Here is a 15574-nt window from a genome sequence, read left to right on the forward strand (position 1 = left end):
GGTGACGCGCCCGGGGACCGAGCCGGCCCCGGGCCAACCGCCCGAGCTCGGCGCGGCGATCCGCACGGCGCTGGCGCACCTGGCCGACCTCACCGACCCGTCCCCCGCGGTCCTCGACGGGCGGCTCGACCAGATGCTGCGGGCCGCCGTCGGCGCGCACACGGCGCGGGGTCCCGCACCGAAGGGCGACGGGCAACGGTCCGCGCTGGACGAGGTGGCCGTCGCGACACGGACCGCGTGCGCCCACCTCGCCGCCCGGGAGCTCGAGGACGCCTACCTGGCGCTGCGCGCGGCCGCCGACCGGATGCCGCGCGTCGCGCCCTGAGGGTCCCTCACCACTCGAAGCCCTCGCCGGCACCCTGCCGGATCAGCTCGGGCTCGTCGCCGGAGAGGTCGATGACCGTCGTCGGCTCGGTGCCGCACTCGCCGGAGTCGAGGATCGCGTCGAGCTGGTGGCCCAGCCGCTCGTGGATCTCCCAGCCCGACGTCATCGGCTCCTCGGTGTCGGGCAGCAGCAGGGTCGACGACAGCAGCGGCTCGTCCAGCTCCTCGAGCAGCGCGTCGACCACCGGGTGCTGCGGGATGCGCACGCCGACGGTCCGCTTCTTCGGGTGCATCAGCCGGCGCGGGACCTCCTTGGTCGCCGGGAGGATGAACGTGTAGCAGCCCGGCGTCGCCGCCTTCACCGCGCGGAACACCGGCGTGGAGATGCGGACGAACTGCCCGAGCTGCGCGAAGTCCCGGCACACCAGGGTGAAGTGGTGGCGGGCGTCGAGCCGGCGGATGGTGCGGATGCGCTCGAGCCCCTCGCGGTTGCCCAGCATCGCGCCCAGCGCGAAGCACGAGTCGGTGGGATAGGCGATCAGCCCGCCCTCGCGCAGGAGGTCCACCGTCGCGCGGATCGCGCGGCGCTGGGGGTTGCGCGGGTGCACCTCGACCCAGCGTGCCGTCGTCGTCGCCGCCATCGGCGCAGCGTAGGAGCACGGGCGGGTGACGCGGAACTCCCGGGACACGGCGAGTACGGATCGGGTGGGTTGAGGTCGGCCGGGGCGGGGCACTCCGAGCTGTGCCGTGACCTGAACGAGACCTACCGCGAACGGGATCGAGACCCCGAGCCGCCAGACGGAGCACGACGGTCACGCCGGAGGAGGAACTCTGATGGGTGTCCACCGCATCGACGACACGCTGACCCTTCCCCGCGTCCTCGGCCGCGGGGCCGTCGCCACCTCGGCGGCACTCGCGCTGGCCGGGTCGGGTGCCGGGCTCGCCCTGGCGACACCGGGGCACGACCACGGCGACGACGGCGACAGCTCGGCGTCGCACCACTCCTCGGGGGACTCCGCGAGCTACGCGTCCTCGTCCGACGGTCACAGCTCCGCCACGATCTGCGACACCGGCGACGGCAGCGGCCTCGTCGGCGGCCTGCTCGGCGACCTGGGCCTCGACGAGAGCACCCGCGACCAGGCCCGGTGCGACGACCAGGGCTCCGGGCACTCGTCGTCCGACGGGAGCGACGCGGACCCGGGCCGGCAGCAGGCGGGGTCCTCGGGCTCCTCGAGCTCCTCGGGCTCCTCGAGCTCGGCCCAGCGCACGCCGCAGGCCGACCCGCGCAACGAGCCGCCGGAGATCGGCCAGACGAAGGTCCTGCGCATCCCCATGGGCTGAGGGTCAGACTGCCCGCCGTGGACTCCGCGGATCTCGTCAGCCCCTGGCGCCTGGCCGATGCCCACCACGGCGGCGAGGTCGCCCGGCGGCGTATCGGGCAGCTCGACGACCGGGTGCGCGCCTGGGTCGCGCTGCTCGACGACCCGTCGTCGGGCGCCGGGCCGCTCGCCGGCGTCCCGGTGGGCGTCAAGGACATCATCGACGTCGCCGGGCTCCCGACCGTCTGCGGCTCGTCGACCCGCGCCGGCGCCCCGCCCGCAACGACCGACGCCGCGATCGTCCGCCTGCTGCGCGAGGCCGGCGCGGAGATCGTCGGCAAGACCGTGACCACGGAGTTCGCCTGCCTCGACCCCGGTCCGACGCGCAACCCCCACGACCTCGCCCGCACCCCGGGCGGGTCCTCCAGCGGGTCCGCGGCGGCGGTCGCGGCCGGCATGGTGCCGCTCGCGCTCGGGTCGCAGACCGCGGGCTCGGTGGTCCGTCCCGCCTCGTTCTGCGGGGTCGCCGGCCTCGCGGTCACCCGCGGCACGCTCTCGACCGCGGGCGTGCAGCCGCTCGCCCCGGGTCTCGACACGCTCGGTCTCCTCGCGGCGACCGTCGAGGACCTCGCCGTCGCCTACGGCGCCCTCGGCGGCCCGGAGGCGGAGCCGGCCACGCCCCGCCTCTTCGCCTGGGACGGCACCGAGGTCGCGGACGTGTCGCCCGCGATGCGCGAGGCCCACGCCCGCGCGGTCGATCGCGCCCGCGGACGGGGCGCACCGATCGGGACCTGGGACGTCGACCTCCGGCAGGCCGTCACCGACCACCACACGGTCATGGCCGCGGAGGCGGCGGACGTGGTGCCGGCGGTGCCCGGGCTGGGCGAGCGGCTCACGGCGATGCTGGCGGAGGGCCGCGCGGTGACCCCGTCGGCGCTCGCCGGCGCCCGCGAGCGCGCCGACGCCACCCGCGCCGCCGCCCTCGCGCGCCTCGAGGACGCCGACGCGGTGGTCGTCCCGGGCGCGCTGGGCGTGGCGCCGCTCGCGACCGAGGGCACCGGCGACCCCGTGCTCTCCCGCCCCTGGCACCTGCTCGGTCTGCCGGCGCTCGCCGTCCCCGGCGCGCGCGACGCGGCGGGCCTGCCGCTGGGCCTCGCGCTGATCGGTCACCCCGACCGCGAGGACGCGCTCCTCTCGGCGGGCTGCTGGCTGGAGTCGCTGCTCCGGAGCTGAGCGCCGCGGTGCGACCGCCGCACGCCCTCGACGGCGGTCGCGGCGCACCCGAGCATCAGCGCACCGGACACCAGCGTGACGAGGACGGTGGCGGTGCCCGCCGGCACCAGCGCCAGCGGCACCAGCCCGACGAGGAACAGGGCCAGCGACAGGCGGAACCACGCGAGCAGGGTGCGCTCGCTCGCGAGGGCCCAGCGGACGTCGGGTGACGGGGACACGGCGTGGTTCTCCCGGGCGGAGGGAGGAGCGCGTGCGGGACGGCCGCGCGACGCGCCTGTCTAGGCCGGGCGGCAGATCGCGCTGGCGACACGCGCGAGGTCCACGTGGCGACGGGCCACGAGTCGCAGGCGCAGCGCGGGCACGCCTGCGAGCGTGCCACGCGGTGCCGGAGCCGACCAGGGGCCGCCGAAGATCACGCCGGCGACACGGCGCGGCGCGTGTACCGGCTTGCGTCGCGCGGGAAGCTGGGACCCGTGGCGGACCGCGAGACCCGGGCGACGGCTCGGGATCCGGACTCGGGGAGTGCGGAGACCGGTCTCGACACCGAGTTCCAGCGCGAGTTCGAGGAGGAGCTCGAGCACCACCACCTCTGGCACCGCGACGATGCGCGCCACCACTTCGGCGGCGACTCCCCGCTGCTGTCCCCGCGCCTGGCGCCGCTCGTGCGCTACGTCCCGCGCGCGCACCCCGCGGGCTTCGTGCTCGGCACCGCGTTCGCGCTGATCTCGCTGACCCCGTCGCTGATCCCCCGCGACTACCTCTTCCAGGGCCTCGCCACCGGCATCTCGGCCGGGCTGGGCTACGGGCTCGGCGTGGCGTTCGCGTGGCTGCTCGGGCGCACGGCGCGCTGGACCCACCTGACCGACCGCGTGCAGCGCGCGACCCCGCAGTGGTTCACGCCGGGCACGTGGGTCGTGCTCGTGGTGACGGCGGTGGTCGCGCTGTTCTGGATGCTCCTCGCGGGCGCGGCGTGGCAGCGGCAGGTCGCCGCGCTCATGGGCATCGACCAGCCGACCACCGACGGATGGCTGCGCGCCGGCCCGGTGGCGATCGTGGTGGCCGGGCTCATCGTCGGCTTCGGCCGCGGGGTGCGCTGGCTCGCCGGCCGTGCCGCCGACCTGCTGCGGCGTCGGGCCCACCTGCCCGCGCAGGTCGCGACCGTGCTCGGCACGGTGATCGTGGTCGTCCTGGTCGCGACGATGATCGACACCCTGGTCCTGCGCACGGGCCTGCGGCTCGCCGACGCCGCGTTCGGCGCGACCAACTCCTCGACCTACCCCGGCGTCGTCGCCCCGATCTCGCCGCTGCGCTCGGGCTCGCCGCCCTCGCTGGTGCGGTGGGACACCCTGGGCCGCGAGGGGCAGGACTTCGTCGCGGGCGGGCGGTCCCTCGCCGAGCTCGGCGAGGCCTCGGGGCGCGCCCCGGTGCCGCCGATCCGGGCCTACGTCGGGCTGATGTCCGCGCCGGGCCCGCAGGAGCGCGCCGCGCTCGCCGTCGCCGAGCTCGAGCGCACCGGGGCGTTCGGGCGCGACGTCCTCGCGCTGGTGACCACCACCGGCACCGGGTGGATCGACGACCCGGTGGCCGACTCCCTGGAGATGATCTGGGGCGGGAACACGGCGATCGTCGCCACGCAGTACTCCTACCTGCCGAGCTGGCTGTCGTTCCTCGTCGACCGCACGCGCGCCGAGGCCGAGGGCCGGGCGCTGTTCGACGCCGTGCACGCCCGCATCGAGGCGCTGCCGCCCGACCGGCGCCCGCGGCTGATCGTGTTCGGCGAGAGCCTCGGGTCGCAGGGCTCGGAGGCCGCGTTCTCGAGCCTCGCCGACGCCCGGGCGCAGGCCGACGGTGTGCTGTGGGTCGGCCCGCCGAACTCCAACCGGCTCCACGCCGAGCTCACCGCCCGCCGCGACCCCGGGTCGCCCGCGGTCCTCCCGGTGGTCGACGGCGGCCGCGAGGTGCGCTTCGGGTCGACCGCGGAGGACCTGACACGTCCACCGGGAGTGTGGTCTCCACCACACGTGGTCTACCTGCAGCACGCCTCCGACCCGATCGTCTGGTGGACCCCGACGCTCCTGTGGCAGCGACCGGACTGGCTCGACGAACCCCGAGGTCGGGACGTGTCCGAGGCCGTCGACTGGTACCCCGTCGTGACGTTCTGGCAGGTCACCATCGACCTCACCAACTCGCTGTCGGTGCCCGACGGGCACGGCCACCAGTACCGGAAGGTCATGGTGGGCGGCTGGCTCTCCGTGGGTACGCCGCCGGGGTGGACCGATGCGGACACGCGGAGAGTGGCAGGCATGCTGGGCGTGTGACCGCTCCCCAGCACACGGCCACGCCCGGCTGCCCGCCGTCCGACACCGCGGACGGAGCGCACGGAACGGACGCCGAACCCGCCGAGAAAGTCACCCACTGGCGACGGCTCGCCCCGCCGGCCGTCGTCGCCGTCCTCCTGCTCGCGTGGAGCAACCTCGCTCTCCCGGCCCTGCCCGCCGACCCCGTGCTCAAGGCCGTCTTCAACGTCGGCGGCGTCGCGGCGATGGTCACCGTGGCGCGCCTGCTCGGCCTGACCTGGAAGGACCTCGGCATCGGCCGCGGCACCTGGGGCGCCGGGCTGCGCTGGGGCGGCGCGGCGATCGGCGTCGCGGTGCTCGGCTACGGCGGCGTCCTGATGATCGCGCCCGAACTGCTCGAGAACCCCCAGCTCGCCGGCGCCTCGCCCGGATCCCTGCTGCTGCGCGGCCTGGTCCTCATCCCGCTGGGCACCGTGCTGGCCGAGGAGCTCGCGTTCCGCGGCGTCCTGCAGGGCCACTCCGTGCGCTCGCTGCCCGCCCGCGTGGCGCTCAGCGTCACCGCGGTGGCGTTCGGCCTCTGGCACCTCACCGTCGCGATGGGCCCGTCGGCGGTGCCGCTGCCGCCGACCCTGCAGTGGACGTCGGCGCTCGCGGTCCTCGCCGTCACCGTCGTCGGCGGCCTCGCGCTCGGGTGGCTGCGCCACCGCACCGGCTCGGTGCTCGCCCCGATCGGGCTGCACCTGGGCACCAACGCGGTCGGTCTCGTCGCCGCGGGGGTCGCGCTCGCGCACTGACGGCGGGCACACGGGACACTGTCCCGATGACCGTCGTCGACAACGCGGTGTACGTCCAGGGCGAGCGCGACAGCGAGCCCGAGACGCTGGACCGCACCCTCGCGATGCTGCGCGGCGGCGACGTCGAGCGGGACATCGCCGCGGACCGGGGCTTCGCGTGGATCGGCCTGCTCCGCCCCGACCAGGAGGAGCTGGACCGGCTGGCGCGCGAGCTGTCGCTGCCCGCGCTGGCCGTCGAGGACGCGGTGCACGCCCACCAGCGCCCCAAGCTGGAGCGCTACGACGACGTCGAGTTCGTGGTGCTGCGGCCCGCCTGGTACGTCGACGAGGACGAGGACGTCCAGGTCGGCGAGATCCATCTCTTCCTCGGGCCCGACTTCGTCGTCACCGTGCGGCACGCCGAGAAGCCCGACCTCTCGCCGGTGCGCGCGCGGCTCGAGGACGACCCGCACCTGCTGGCCCAGGGCCCGCGCGCGGTGCTCTACGCCGTGCTCGACCGCGTCGTCGACGACTACCTGCCCGTCGTCCGCGGCCTGCGCCACGACATCGACGAGATCGAGACCCAGGTGTTCGGCGGCGACCCCAGCGTCTCCCGGCGGATCTATCAGCTCTCCCGCGAGGTCATCGAGCTCCAGCGCGCGGTCGACCCGCTGCGCGACGTCCTCGACGGCCTGCTCGGCGACTCCGACTACGACCCCGGGCAGGCCCTGCACCGCGGGCTGCGCGACGTCGCTGACCACCAGGCGCAGACCAGCGAGGCCGCCGACAACTTCCGCCAGCTGCTCGGCAACATCCTGCAGGTCAACGCGGCCCTGGTCGGCCAGCGGCAGAACGAGGAGATGCGCCGGCTCTCCGAGACCAGCCTCGCCCAGGGCGAGGAGGTCAAGAAGATCTCCTCGTGGGCGGCGATCCTGTTCACCCCGTCGCTGATCGGGGCCATCTACGGCATGAACTTCGAGCACATGCCCGAGCTCGCGTGGGCCCTGGGCTACCCGTTCGCGCTCAGCCTCATGGTGCTCGCGTCGCTGACGCTCTACCTGGTCTTCCGCAAGCGCGGCTGGCTGTGACCCGTCCCGAGCGCTCGCGCTCGTTCGGCGCCGCCGCGGAGGACTACGACCGCCTCCGCCCGGCGCCGGTCCCCGCCGCCCTGCGCTGGCTGCTGCCGTCGTCCGAAGTGACGGTGCTCGACCTCGGAGCCGGGACGGGGCTGGTGTCCCGCTCGCTGGCCGCCGCGGGTGTCGCCGACGTCGTCGCGGTGGAGCCGGACGACGCCATGCGCGCAGTGCTCGCCGCCCGCAGCCCCGGTGCCCGCGCGCTGGCCGGGACGGCCGAGGACATCCCGCTGCCCGACGCGTCGGTCGACGCCGTCCTCGCCTCGTCGGCCTGGCACTGGTTCGACCCGGACCGGGCGACCGCCGAGGTCGCCCGCGTGCTGCGCCCCGGCGGCGTGCTGGGCCTGCTGTGGAGCTTCGCCGACCCGGCGACGGACTGGGTGGCCGAGCTGCGCCACCTCCAGCGCGCCGACGACGCCGGGAACGAGGACTCGACGTCGGGCGTGCGTGCCGGGTTCGCGATCGACCTGCCCGACGGCGCGCCGTTCGGGGCGGGCTCCTCGGAGGTCTTCCGGCGCCGGACGTGGATGGCCGCCGACGACGTGGCGGCGATGCTGGGGACCTACTCGACGGTGCTGACGCTGCGGCCCGAGGAGCGGGCGGAGGTGCGCCGGGCGGCCCGGGAGGTGATCGCGCGGCGGGTCGGCACCGACCCGGTGCGGGTGCCGTTCGCGACGGCGGTCTGGCGCGCCACCCGTCTGGCTTCGGACATCTGAGCGAGATCCGCGCGAGTCGCTCACCCGCCCTCGACGGAAGCGGCCAGGCGAGGTTAGCCTCCCCTCACTACGGCACGGAGCTCGCGCCGACTGTTCGAGGAGGCCCGGCGATGACGCTGCGACTGCCCACGGCCGAGGTGACCGTGCTGCTCGGCGAGCCGATCGTGCGTCGCCGGCTGATGGCGATGTTCGACGACTCGTCGTCGGCGATCCGGCGGGTCACGGTCGACCCGACGTCCGGCGTGACGGAACGGCGCCGCCGCCTCGAGGAGGCCGGCGACGCCGCGATCGTGCTGGTGGACCGGGTCACCGACGGGCTCGACGCCACCGGGCGCCGCGCCGTGCTCGGCGTGCTCGCGGGGCTGGCGGCCCGGGGTGCCGCGGTCCTGGTCGACGACGACGACAGCGTGGCCGCCCTCGCCGTCGCCGACGGGACGCTGCGCGCCGACCCCGTGCGCGGGCTCGTGGTGGAAGCCCTCGGGGCCGCGGGGTCGGTCGCGCCGCTCGAGGAGCTCTACCGCGCCTCGTAGGTCAGGCAGTCGGCGACGTCCTTGCCGGGTCCGATCTTCACCGACGAGGCCGTGCACTCGAGCTTGTCGTTGAACTTGCACTCCGAGCGGTGGCAGGCGCCGACGACGCCGTTGCCGTCCACGCCGCCGCGGAACGAGATCTCCACGAAGGTGCCGCACGCGGCGTTGTCGCCGGCGATGGTGATCGCGCCCGCGTGGCAGGACGATCCCTCGTTGTAGGAACAGGCGGTCACCGAACAGTTCTGCACCTGGGGCAGGCTCTGGGCTGCGGTCATGGCGACGATCGTGGCGGCTCGACGGGGCCTCCCGCCACGCAGCGAAGGCTGCCCTGAGCAGGGCCGATGCCCCTGGCGGCCGACGGCGACCAGGGAGGATGACAGCGACACCCGTGGCAAACAAGGTGTAATGTGACGACGGTCACACTAGCTGGCACCCGTCCGGGCCTGTCGAACCAAGGATGTCCTGTCCTCACCGGCACGCGGAGATCACGGGTCTTCCCAGAACGGATCAAACGGTCCACGGTGACCCACACCACCACCGCCGCCGTCGAGGGGAGCGCCCCCGGTGACCGAGACCGTCCCGAAGCCGACCACCCACGTCGGACAGAGCCTGCCGCGAAGGGAGGACGAGGCCCTCCTCACCGGCCGGGGCACCTGGACCGACGACATCGCGCCGCTCGGCACCGTCCATCTCGCGCTGGTGCGCAGCCCCGTGGCGCACGCCCGGATCACCGCTGTCGACACGACGGCCGCCCGGGAGCACGCCGGCGTCGTCGCGGTCCTGACCGGCGCCGACGTGGCCGGCGACTTCGCGATCGGCATCCCGTGCGGCTGGCCGGTCACCGAGGACATCCTCGTCCCCGACCACTTCCCGCTCGCCCGCGAGGAGGTCAACCACGTCGGTGACGCCGTCGCGGTCGTGGTCGCCACCGATGCGGCGGCGGCCCGTGACGCGGCGGAGCTCGTGGTCGTCGACTACGACGAGCTGCCCGCGGTGGTCGACGTCGAGGCGGCCCTGGCGCCGGACGCGCCGCTGGTGCACGAGGAGTTCGGCACCAACCACTGCTACACCTGGCCGCTCGCGGTCGGCGACGTCGACGCCGCGCTCGCGCAGGCCGACGTCGTGGTCGAGGGCCGTTACCTGCAGCAGCGGGTGATGGCCTCGCCGATGGAGCCGCGCGCGGTCGTCGTCACCCCCGACGCCGTCGGTGGCGGGTTCACGATCCACACGTCCACCCAGGTGCCGCACTTCGTGCGCGACCTCCTGGCGCTCATGACCGGCATCTCGGACACCAAGATCCGTGTCGTCGCTCCGGACGTCGGCGGCGGCTTCGGGGCGAAGCTCAACGTGTACGCCGAGGAGGCGCTCGCGCTCGTGCTGGCCCGGCGGCTGCGCCGTCCGGTGAAGTGGACCGAGACCCGCTCCGAGCACCACATCGCGACCACCCACGGGCGCGGTCAGGTCCAGTACATGACCGTCGGGGCCACCCGCGACGGGAAGATCCTGGGGATGAAGGTCCGCCTGGTCGCGGACATGGGCGCCTACCTGCAGCTCCTCACGCCGGGCATCGCGGTGTTCGGGGCGTTCACCTACTGCGGGCTCTACGACTTCGGCGCCTACGACTTCTCGTGCCAGGGCGTGTTCACCAACCTCACGCCCACCGACGCCTACCGCGGCGCCGGGCGCTCCGAGGCGGCCTACGCCCACGAGCGGGTCCTCGACGACCTCGCCCGCGCGCTGGAGATGGACCCCGCCGAGCTGCGGCTGCGCAACCTGCACCCGCCGTTCGACGAGCCGCGCACCGTCCCCTCCGGTGTGCAGTACGACTCCGGCGACTACGAGAAGGCGATGCGCCGGGCCCTCGAGCTCGTCGACTACGACGACCTGCGCGCCGAGCAGGCCCGCCGCCGCGCCGACGGCGACCCCGTCGAGCTGGGCATCGGGATCGGCAACTTCACCGAGTCCGGCGGGCTCTCGCCCTCGAAGGTCGCGGCCGGGGTCCGGCTGCAGAGCGGGGGCTGGGAGGCCGCGACGGTGCGGATGACCACCGCCGGGCGCGCCGAGGTCGTCACGGGCACGAGCCCCCACGGGCAGGGCCACGAGACGGCGTGGGCCCAGATCACGGCCGACTCCCTCGGCATCGACCCGGCCGACGTCGAGGTGTTCCACTCCGACACGATGATCGCGCCGTTCGGACGCGACACCTACGGCTCGCGCAGCCTCGCGGTCGGGGGGTCGGCGGTGTACGGGGCGGCGGAGAAGGTCGTCGACAAGGCCCGCAAGATCGCCGCGCACCTGCTCGAGGCGTCGGAGGACGACCTGCAGTTCGTCGGCGGCACCTTCTCCGTCGCCGGCACCTCCGGGCCCTCGATCACCATCCAGGAGGTCGCCGGCGCGGCGTCGCTGGCCGCCGACCTGCCCGAGGGCATGGAGCCCAACCTCACCGCCGACCACCACTTCGACCCGCCGAACTTCACCTGGCCGTTCGGCACGCACATCGCGGTCGTCGAGGTCGACACCGAGACCGGCCGGACCACGGTGCGACGCTTCGTCGCGGTCGACGACTGCGGGCGCATCGTCAACCCGCAGATCGTCGACGGGCAGCTCCACGGCGGGATCGCCCAGGGCATCTCGCAGGCGCTCTACGAGCACGCCACGTTCGACGAGGCCGGGCAGCCGACGGCCGCGACGCTCGCCGACTACGCGGTGCCCGCGGCCAGCGACCTGCCGGGCTTCGAGCTCGACCAGACCGTCACGCTCTCGCCGACCAACCCGCTCGGGGCCAAGGGCATCGGCGAGTCCGGCGCGATCGGGTCGTCGCCCGCCGTGGTGAACGCGGCGATCGACGCGCTCGCCGCCCGCGGGGTCACCCACCTCGACATGCCGCTCACGCCGCAGCAGGTCTGGCGTGCCGTCGCGGACGCGGCCAGGGTGACCTCATGAGCGCGGGGACGGAGACGGACACCGAGACGCGGTACGACTACGGCGGCGACGAGTTCGTCTACGTCGAGCTGTCACCGGCGATGAGCCTGCCGGTGCACTTCACCTCGCTGGGGATCACGCGGCGGCTCGCCGAGGAGGCGATCCCCGGGGTCGAGGAGATCGCGCCGTCGAACGCGTCGTACATGGTCCGCGTCGATCCGGACCGGCTGCACCCGCGCGACCTGGTCCGCGAGCTGCAGCGCATCGAGGAGGAGGTCGGCGGGCACTCGGACGACCTCACCGTCGCCACCCGCATCATCGACGTCCCGATCATGCTGAACGACCCGTGGACCCACGAGGTCCTCATGAAGTTCCGCGACCGCCACCAGGACCCGAACGGCACCGACCTCGACTACGGCGCCCGGATCAACGGCTACTCGTCGACCGAGGACTTCATCGACGCGCTGGCCGCGTCGCCGTACCTCGTGACGATGATGGGCTTCGTGCCCGGGCTGCCGTGGTGCTTCCAGCTGGTGCCCCGGGAGCGGCAGGTCGAGGTGCCCAAGTACGTGCGCCCGCGCACCGAGACCCCGGAGCGCGCCTTCGGGTTCGGCGGCGCGTTCGCCGTGATCTACCCGGTGAAGGGCGCCGGCGGGTACCAGCTCTTCGGCTCGGCGCCCGCCCCGATTTTCGACGGCGAGCAGCGCCTGCCGGACTTCGCCGAGAACGACTCGGTGGTGTTCTTCAAGCACGGCGACGTCATCAACTACCGGCGCGTCGACCAGGAGGAGTACGACGACGTGCGCGCGCAGGTCGACGCCGGCACGTGGCGGTACTCGTTCAAGGAGCTGGAGTTCTCGCCGAGCCGGTTCCTCGCCGACCCGGACGGCACCAACGCGGCGATGAAGGAGGTGCTGTACGGGTGAGCATTCTCGTGCGCGATCCCGGGCTCGAGACGACGGTCCAGGACACCGGACGGCTCGGCTACTACAGCATCGGCTTCCCGCCCTCGGGCGCGCTGGACTCGTTCGCCTACCACGTGGGCAACGCGCTGGTCGGCAACGCGCCGGGCGCCGCGTCGCTGGAGGCCGTCTACCTCGGCCCGACGCTGGAGTTCACGCAGGACACGGTGATCGCCGTGACCGGCGCCGACATCCCGGCGTCCGTCGACGGCGAGGAGATCCCGCTCTGGGAGTCGGTGGCGGTCTCGAAGGGCTCGGTCCTGACGTTCGGGCAGCTGCGCGGCGGCGCCCGCCCGTACGTCGCCGTCGCCGGCGGCATCGACGTGCCGCTGTACTACGGCAGCCGTTCGACCTACACGCTCGTCGGCATCGGCGGGTTCGAGGGACGGGCGCTGCGGGCCGGCGACGAGCTCGCGATCGGCGACGACGCCCGCGACCCGAAAGCCGGGCGGCGGCTCGACCCCTCGGACGTCCCGGTGCACCCGTCGACCGCCGAGGTGCACCTGCTGGTCGGCCTGCACAGCTACCGGCTCACCGAGGACAGCCTCGCGCGGTTCACCGACACCGAGTGGAAGGTGACCCCGGACGCCAACCGCGTCGGCTACCGCTTCCGCGGCGCCGAGCTGGAGTTCGTGCCCCGCGAGCAGCCCTTCGGCGCCGGCAGCGACCCCGCCAACGTCACCGACTGCGGCTACCCCGTCGGATCGGTGCAGGTGCCCGGCGGCGTCGAGCCGATCGTGCTGCTGCAGGACGCCGTCACCGGCGGCGGCTACGCGACGCTCGGCACCGTCGTCTCCGTCGACCGCGACCGGCTCGCCCAGACCAAGACCGGCGACAGGACGCGCTTCGTGCCGGTCGACCTCGACGGCGCGCTGACCGTGCGCCGCGACCGGCACGCCGCGCTCGACCGCATCCGTTCCGCACTCGCGTCCTAGGAGGACATTCGGTGGGCAGTCACAAGATCACGTCACGCACGCCCGGCGTCTTCTACCACCGGCCCTCGCCCGACGCCGATCCGTACGTGACGGAGGGCGCGGCCGTGTCCGAGGGCGACACGGTGGGCCTGGTCGAGGTCATGAAGACGTTCCACGAGGTCAAGGCGGACGCGGCCGGCACGGTCTCCGCGTTCCTCGTCGAGAACGAGGACGAGGTGACGATCGGCCAGGACCTGGTCGAGCTGGAGACGTGAGCCTCTCTTCGGTTCTCGTCGCCAACCGCGGCGAGATCGCCCTGCGCGTCGTGCGGGCGTGCCGGGAGCTGGGGATCCGCGCCGTCGCCGTCTACTCGGACGCCGACGCGTCGGCGGCGCACGTGCGGATGGCCGACGACGCGGTGCACCTCGGGAAGTCGGCGGCGTCGAAGAGCTACCTCAACGCCGACGCCGTGCTCGAGGCGGCGAAGTCCGCGGGGGTCGACGCGATCCATCCCGGCTACGGCTTCCTGTCCGAGCGCCCGGCGTTCGCCGCCGCGGTCGAGGAGGCGGGGCTCGTGTTCGTCGGCCCGCCGTCGTCGGTGATCGCGACGATGGGGGACAAGGCCGCGGCCCGCGCACTGGCCCGGTCGGCGGACGTGCCGGTCGTGCCCGGGTCGGACGAGGTGTCCTCGGTCGACGAGGCCGTCGCCGCGGCCGACGAGGTCGGCTACCCGGTGCTGGTCAAGGCGTCGGCGGGCGGGGGCGGCCGGGGCATCCGGCCCGCCGCGACCGCCGACGAGCTGCGCGAGGTCGTCGTGGAGGCGCAGCGCGAGGCGGCGTCGGCGTTCGGCTCGGACGCCGTCTACGTCGAGCGCGCGCTGCAGGGGCCCAAGCACGTCGAGGTGCAGGTGCTCGCCGACACCCACGGCACCGTCGTGCACTGTTTCGAGCGGGAGTGCTCGCTGCAGCGGCGACGGCAGAAGATCCTCGAGGAGGCGCCGGCGCCCGGGCTGTCGCCCGAGATGCGGTCTGCGTTGTGCGACGCGGCGGTCCGGCTCTCGCAGGAGGTCGGCTACGTCGGGGCGGGCACGGTCGAGTTCCTCGTCGAGGGTGAGGAGTTCTTCTTCATCGAGATGAACACCCGCATCCAGGTCGAGCACCCGATCACCGAGTGGGTCACGGGCCTCGACCTCGTCGCCGAGCAGCTGCGGATCGCCGGCGGAGCGCCGCTGTCGGTGGCCCAGGACGACATCGTGTGCCGCGGGGCGTCGATCGAGTTCCGGGTCAACGCCGAGGACCCCGACCAGGACTTCCTGCCCTCGCCCGGTGCCGTGGAGGGTCTGGAGCTGCCGGGCGGGCCCGGGGTGCGCGTCGACACCGCGCTGATGGCGGGCGACGTCGTCCCGCCGTTCTACGACTCGCTCGTCGCCAAGCTCTCGGTGTGGGCGCCGACCCGCGAGGACGCGCTGGCCCGCGGGCGGCGGGCACTCGCGGAGTACCGCGTCGACGGCCTCCCGACGACCATTGGCCTGCACCGGCGCCTGCTCGACGAGCCGGCCGTGGTCGACGGGAGCTACGACATCACGACGCTGGAGACGTGGCTGGCGGGACGCTCGCCGTGAACAGGTAGTAGCCGATCGCCCCGAAGAGGCGCCCCTCGCGGTGGAGCGTCTCGATGGTCGACGTCCAGCGGCGGCCGGCGTCCGCGTCGATCGCGCCCGCGGTGGCGGCGGCCGTCCCGATGCCGGCGAAGTACTGGGCGGCGAGGTCCGGGGAGAACACGACCATCCGGCTCTCGATGGCGACGTCGGTGAGCCCGAGCGCGGTGAGGTCGGTGCGCAGGTCGCGCACCAGGCGCGGGTTGACGACGGCGGTGTCGGCCTCGTGGGCGAGCACGGCGCGGACGAGCCCGGCGTCCGGGACGTTGACGGTGTTGGTGTCGAAGTCCGGCTCGATGACGGCGATCCGCCCGCCGGGACGGGTCACGCGCGCGAGCTCGGCGAGCGCGCGGCGGGGTTCCCGGAGGTAGATGAGCACGCGTTCGGCGCGGGCGACGTCGACGGCGTCGTCGGGGAACGGCAGCGCCTCCGCGTCGCCGGGGACGAGGTCGACGTCGAGCCCGGCCGCGGCGGCGCGGCGGCGGGCCTCGGCGATGAAGTCGTCCGACAGATCGATCCCGGTCACCGCGCCGCCGGGCTGCACCAGCCGGGCCAGCCGGAGGGTCTCGAGGCCGAACCCGCACCCGACGTCGAGGACGTGGCGGCCCGGGCCGGTCTGCGTGCGCTCGATCGCGAGGGCCTTGAGCTCGCGCAGGAGCGGCAGCCGGTCGAACGCCTCGAGCGCCGCGACGTACGTCGACTCGGCGGAGTGGTCGATGTCGGTGAAGTCGTGCAGCGAGATCGCCGGTGCGGCGGGCTCGGGGGTGTCCTGTGCGGTCACGGCGCCTCCTCGG

The 15574-nt window shown here is 74.3% G+C and carries 18 protein-coding genes; 13 read left to right on the plus strand and 5 right to left on the minus strand.

The annotated features are described in order from the left end of the window. Position 1: 1 nt before the first annotated feature. Entirely contained in the window at positions 2 to 325 is a 324-nt protein-coding gene (locus tag WCD58_RS28355) for a hypothetical protein (protein ID WP_337706472.1), read from the plus strand. A gap of 7 nt (positions 326 to 332) precedes the next feature. Here WCD58_RS28355 and WCD58_RS28360 read toward each other — a convergent pair whose 3' ends face one another. After that, positions 333 to 965, minus strand: a complete 633-nt coding sequence (locus tag WCD58_RS28360; protein WP_337706473.1) for an L-threonylcarbamoyladenylate synthase — start codon at positions 963 to 965, stop codon at positions 333 to 335. Between the two features lie 193 nt (positions 966 to 1158). Here WCD58_RS28360 and WCD58_RS28365 point away from each other — a divergent pair, with 193 nt between their 5' ends. Further along, a complete protein-coding gene (locus tag WCD58_RS28365; RefSeq protein ID WP_337706474.1) occupies positions 1159 to 1665 on the plus strand; it encodes a hypothetical protein in 507 nt (168 codons plus the stop codon). 17 nt (positions 1666 to 1682) lie between these two features. Further along, positions 1683 to 2876 (plus strand): amidase, encoded by a 1194-nt coding sequence (locus WCD58_RS28370; protein ID WP_337706475.1) that lies wholly within the window; start codon positions 1683 to 1685, stop codon positions 2874 to 2876. Here WCD58_RS28370 and WCD58_RS28375 read toward each other — a convergent pair. After that, positions 2810 to 3094 (minus strand): DUF202 domain-containing protein, encoded by a 285-nt coding sequence (locus tag WCD58_RS28375; protein WP_337706476.1) that lies wholly within the window; start codon positions 3092 to 3094, stop codon positions 2810 to 2812. The genes WCD58_RS28370 and WCD58_RS28375 overlap by 67 nt on opposite strands. 60 nt (positions 3095 to 3154) lie before the next feature. Then, positions 3155 to 3463, minus strand: a complete 309-nt coding sequence (locus tag WCD58_RS33755; RefSeq protein ID WP_373696299.1) for a putative leader peptide — start codon at positions 3461 to 3463, stop codon at positions 3155 to 3157. On the opposite strand from WCD58_RS33755, the gene WCD58_RS28380 reads away from it, so the two are divergent. The 5 genes from WCD58_RS28380 to WCD58_RS28400 all read left to right on the plus strand — a co-directional run bounded on the left by WCD58_RS28380 (position 3350) and on the right by WCD58_RS28400 (position 8325). Continuing rightward, on the plus strand, positions 3350 to 5194 hold the full coding sequence (locus WCD58_RS28380) for an alpha/beta hydrolase (protein WP_337706477.1): 1845 nt from the start codon (positions 3350 to 3352) through the stop codon (positions 5192 to 5194). The two genes, WCD58_RS33755 and WCD58_RS28380, sit on opposite strands and share 114 nt — an antisense overlap. Then, positions 5191 to 5967 (plus strand): CPBP family intramembrane glutamic endopeptidase, encoded by a 777-nt coding sequence (locus WCD58_RS28385; protein ID WP_337706478.1) that lies wholly within the window; start codon positions 5191 to 5193, stop codon positions 5965 to 5967. Before WCD58_RS28380 ends, WCD58_RS28385 begins: the two co-directional genes overlap by 4 nt. Before the next feature lie 26 nt (positions 5968 to 5993). Beyond that, positions 5994 to 7034 carry a magnesium and cobalt transport protein CorA gene (locus WCD58_RS28390; protein ID WP_337706479.1) on the plus strand — a complete coding sequence of 347 codons (1041 nt, stop codon included), beginning with the start codon at positions 5994 to 5996 and terminating at the stop codon, positions 7032 to 7034. After that, entirely contained in the window at positions 7031 to 7795 is a 765-nt protein-coding gene (locus WCD58_RS28395) for a class I SAM-dependent methyltransferase (RefSeq protein ID WP_337706480.1), read from the plus strand. Before WCD58_RS28390 ends, WCD58_RS28395 begins: the two co-directional genes overlap by 4 nt. Positions 7796 to 7905: 110 nt before the next feature. Continuing rightward, positions 7906 to 8325: a hypothetical protein gene (locus tag WCD58_RS28400; RefSeq protein ID WP_337706481.1), complete on the plus strand. Its 420-nt coding sequence runs from the start codon at positions 7906 to 7908 to the stop codon at positions 8323 to 8325. Here the strand turns inward: WCD58_RS28400 and WCD58_RS28405 are convergent. Continuing rightward, positions 8310 to 8600, minus strand: coding sequence for a DUF1540 domain-containing protein (locus tag WCD58_RS28405; RefSeq protein WP_337706482.1), 291 nt, complete (start codon positions 8598 to 8600; stop codon positions 8310 to 8312). The two genes, WCD58_RS28400 and WCD58_RS28405, sit on opposite strands and share 16 nt — an antisense overlap. 289 nt (positions 8601 to 8889) lie before the next feature. On the opposite strand from WCD58_RS28405, the gene WCD58_RS28410 reads away from it, so the two are divergent. The 5 genes from WCD58_RS28410 to WCD58_RS28430 are packed head-to-tail and all read left to right on the plus strand — an operon-like array spanning position 8890 to position 14744. Further along, on the plus strand, positions 8890 to 11268 hold the full coding sequence (locus tag WCD58_RS28410; RefSeq protein ID WP_337706483.1) for a xanthine dehydrogenase family protein molybdopterin-binding subunit: 2379 nt from the start codon (positions 8890 to 8892) through the stop codon (positions 11266 to 11268). Continuing rightward, positions 11265 to 12173 (plus strand): 5-oxoprolinase subunit B family protein, encoded by a 909-nt coding sequence (locus tag WCD58_RS28415; protein WP_337706484.1) that lies wholly within the window; start codon positions 11265 to 11267, stop codon positions 12171 to 12173. Before WCD58_RS28410 ends, WCD58_RS28415 begins: the two co-directional genes overlap by 4 nt. Then, positions 12170 to 13144, plus strand: coding sequence for a 5-oxoprolinase subunit C family protein (locus tag WCD58_RS28420; protein WP_337706485.1), 975 nt, complete (start codon positions 12170 to 12172; stop codon positions 13142 to 13144). Before WCD58_RS28415 ends, WCD58_RS28420 begins: the two co-directional genes overlap by 4 nt. A gap of 11 nt (positions 13145 to 13155) precedes the next feature. Further along, a complete protein-coding gene (locus tag WCD58_RS28425) occupies positions 13156 to 13398 on the plus strand; it encodes an acetyl-CoA carboxylase (RefSeq protein ID WP_337706486.1) in 243 nt (80 codons plus the stop codon). Then, complete coding sequence (locus tag WCD58_RS28430) at positions 13395 to 14744, plus strand: acetyl-CoA carboxylase biotin carboxylase subunit (protein ID WP_337706487.1); 1350 nt, start codon at positions 13395 to 13397, stop codon at positions 14742 to 14744. The genes WCD58_RS28425 and WCD58_RS28430 overlap by 4 nt, the downstream gene beginning before the upstream one ends. Here WCD58_RS28430 and WCD58_RS28435 read toward each other — a convergent pair. Then, positions 14704 to 15561, minus strand: coding sequence for a methyltransferase domain-containing protein (locus WCD58_RS28435; protein ID WP_337706488.1), 858 nt, complete (start codon positions 15559 to 15561; stop codon positions 14704 to 14706). The two genes, WCD58_RS28430 and WCD58_RS28435, sit on opposite strands and share 41 nt — an antisense overlap. Between the last annotated feature and the right edge of the window lie 13 nt (positions 15562 to 15574).

This window comes from Actinomycetospora flava, assembly GCF_037400335.1.
GTDB classification, from domain to species: domain Bacteria; phylum Actinomycetota; class Actinomycetes; order Mycobacteriales; family Pseudonocardiaceae; genus Actinomycetospora; species Actinomycetospora flava.

What these genes read in the sequence shown, in the direction of transcription:
- WCD58_RS28365 (WP_337706474.1), top strand. Translation starts at nt 1,159, where the DNA reads ATGGGTGTCCACCGCATCGACGACACGCTGACCCTTCCCCGCGTCCTC.
- WCD58_RS28400 (WP_337706481.1), top strand. Translation starts at nt 7,906, where the DNA reads ATGACGCTGCGACTGCCCACGGCCGAGGTGACCGTGCTGCTCGGCGAG.
- WCD58_RS28360 (WP_337706473.1), bottom strand. Translation starts at nt 965, where the DNA reads ATGGCGGCGACGACGACGGCACGCTGGGTCGAGGTGCACCCGCGCAAC.
- WCD58_RS28390 (WP_337706479.1), top strand. Translation starts at nt 5,994, where the DNA reads ATGACCGTCGTCGACAACGCGGTGTACGTCCAGGGCGAGCGCGACAGC.
- WCD58_RS28405 (WP_337706482.1), bottom strand. Translation starts at nt 8,600, where the DNA reads ATGACCGCAGCCCAGAGCCTGCCCCAGGTGCAGAACTGTTCGGTGACC.
- WCD58_RS28415 (WP_337706484.1), top strand. Translation starts at nt 11,265, where the DNA reads ATGAGCGCGGGGACGGAGACGGACACCGAGACGCGGTACGACTACGGC.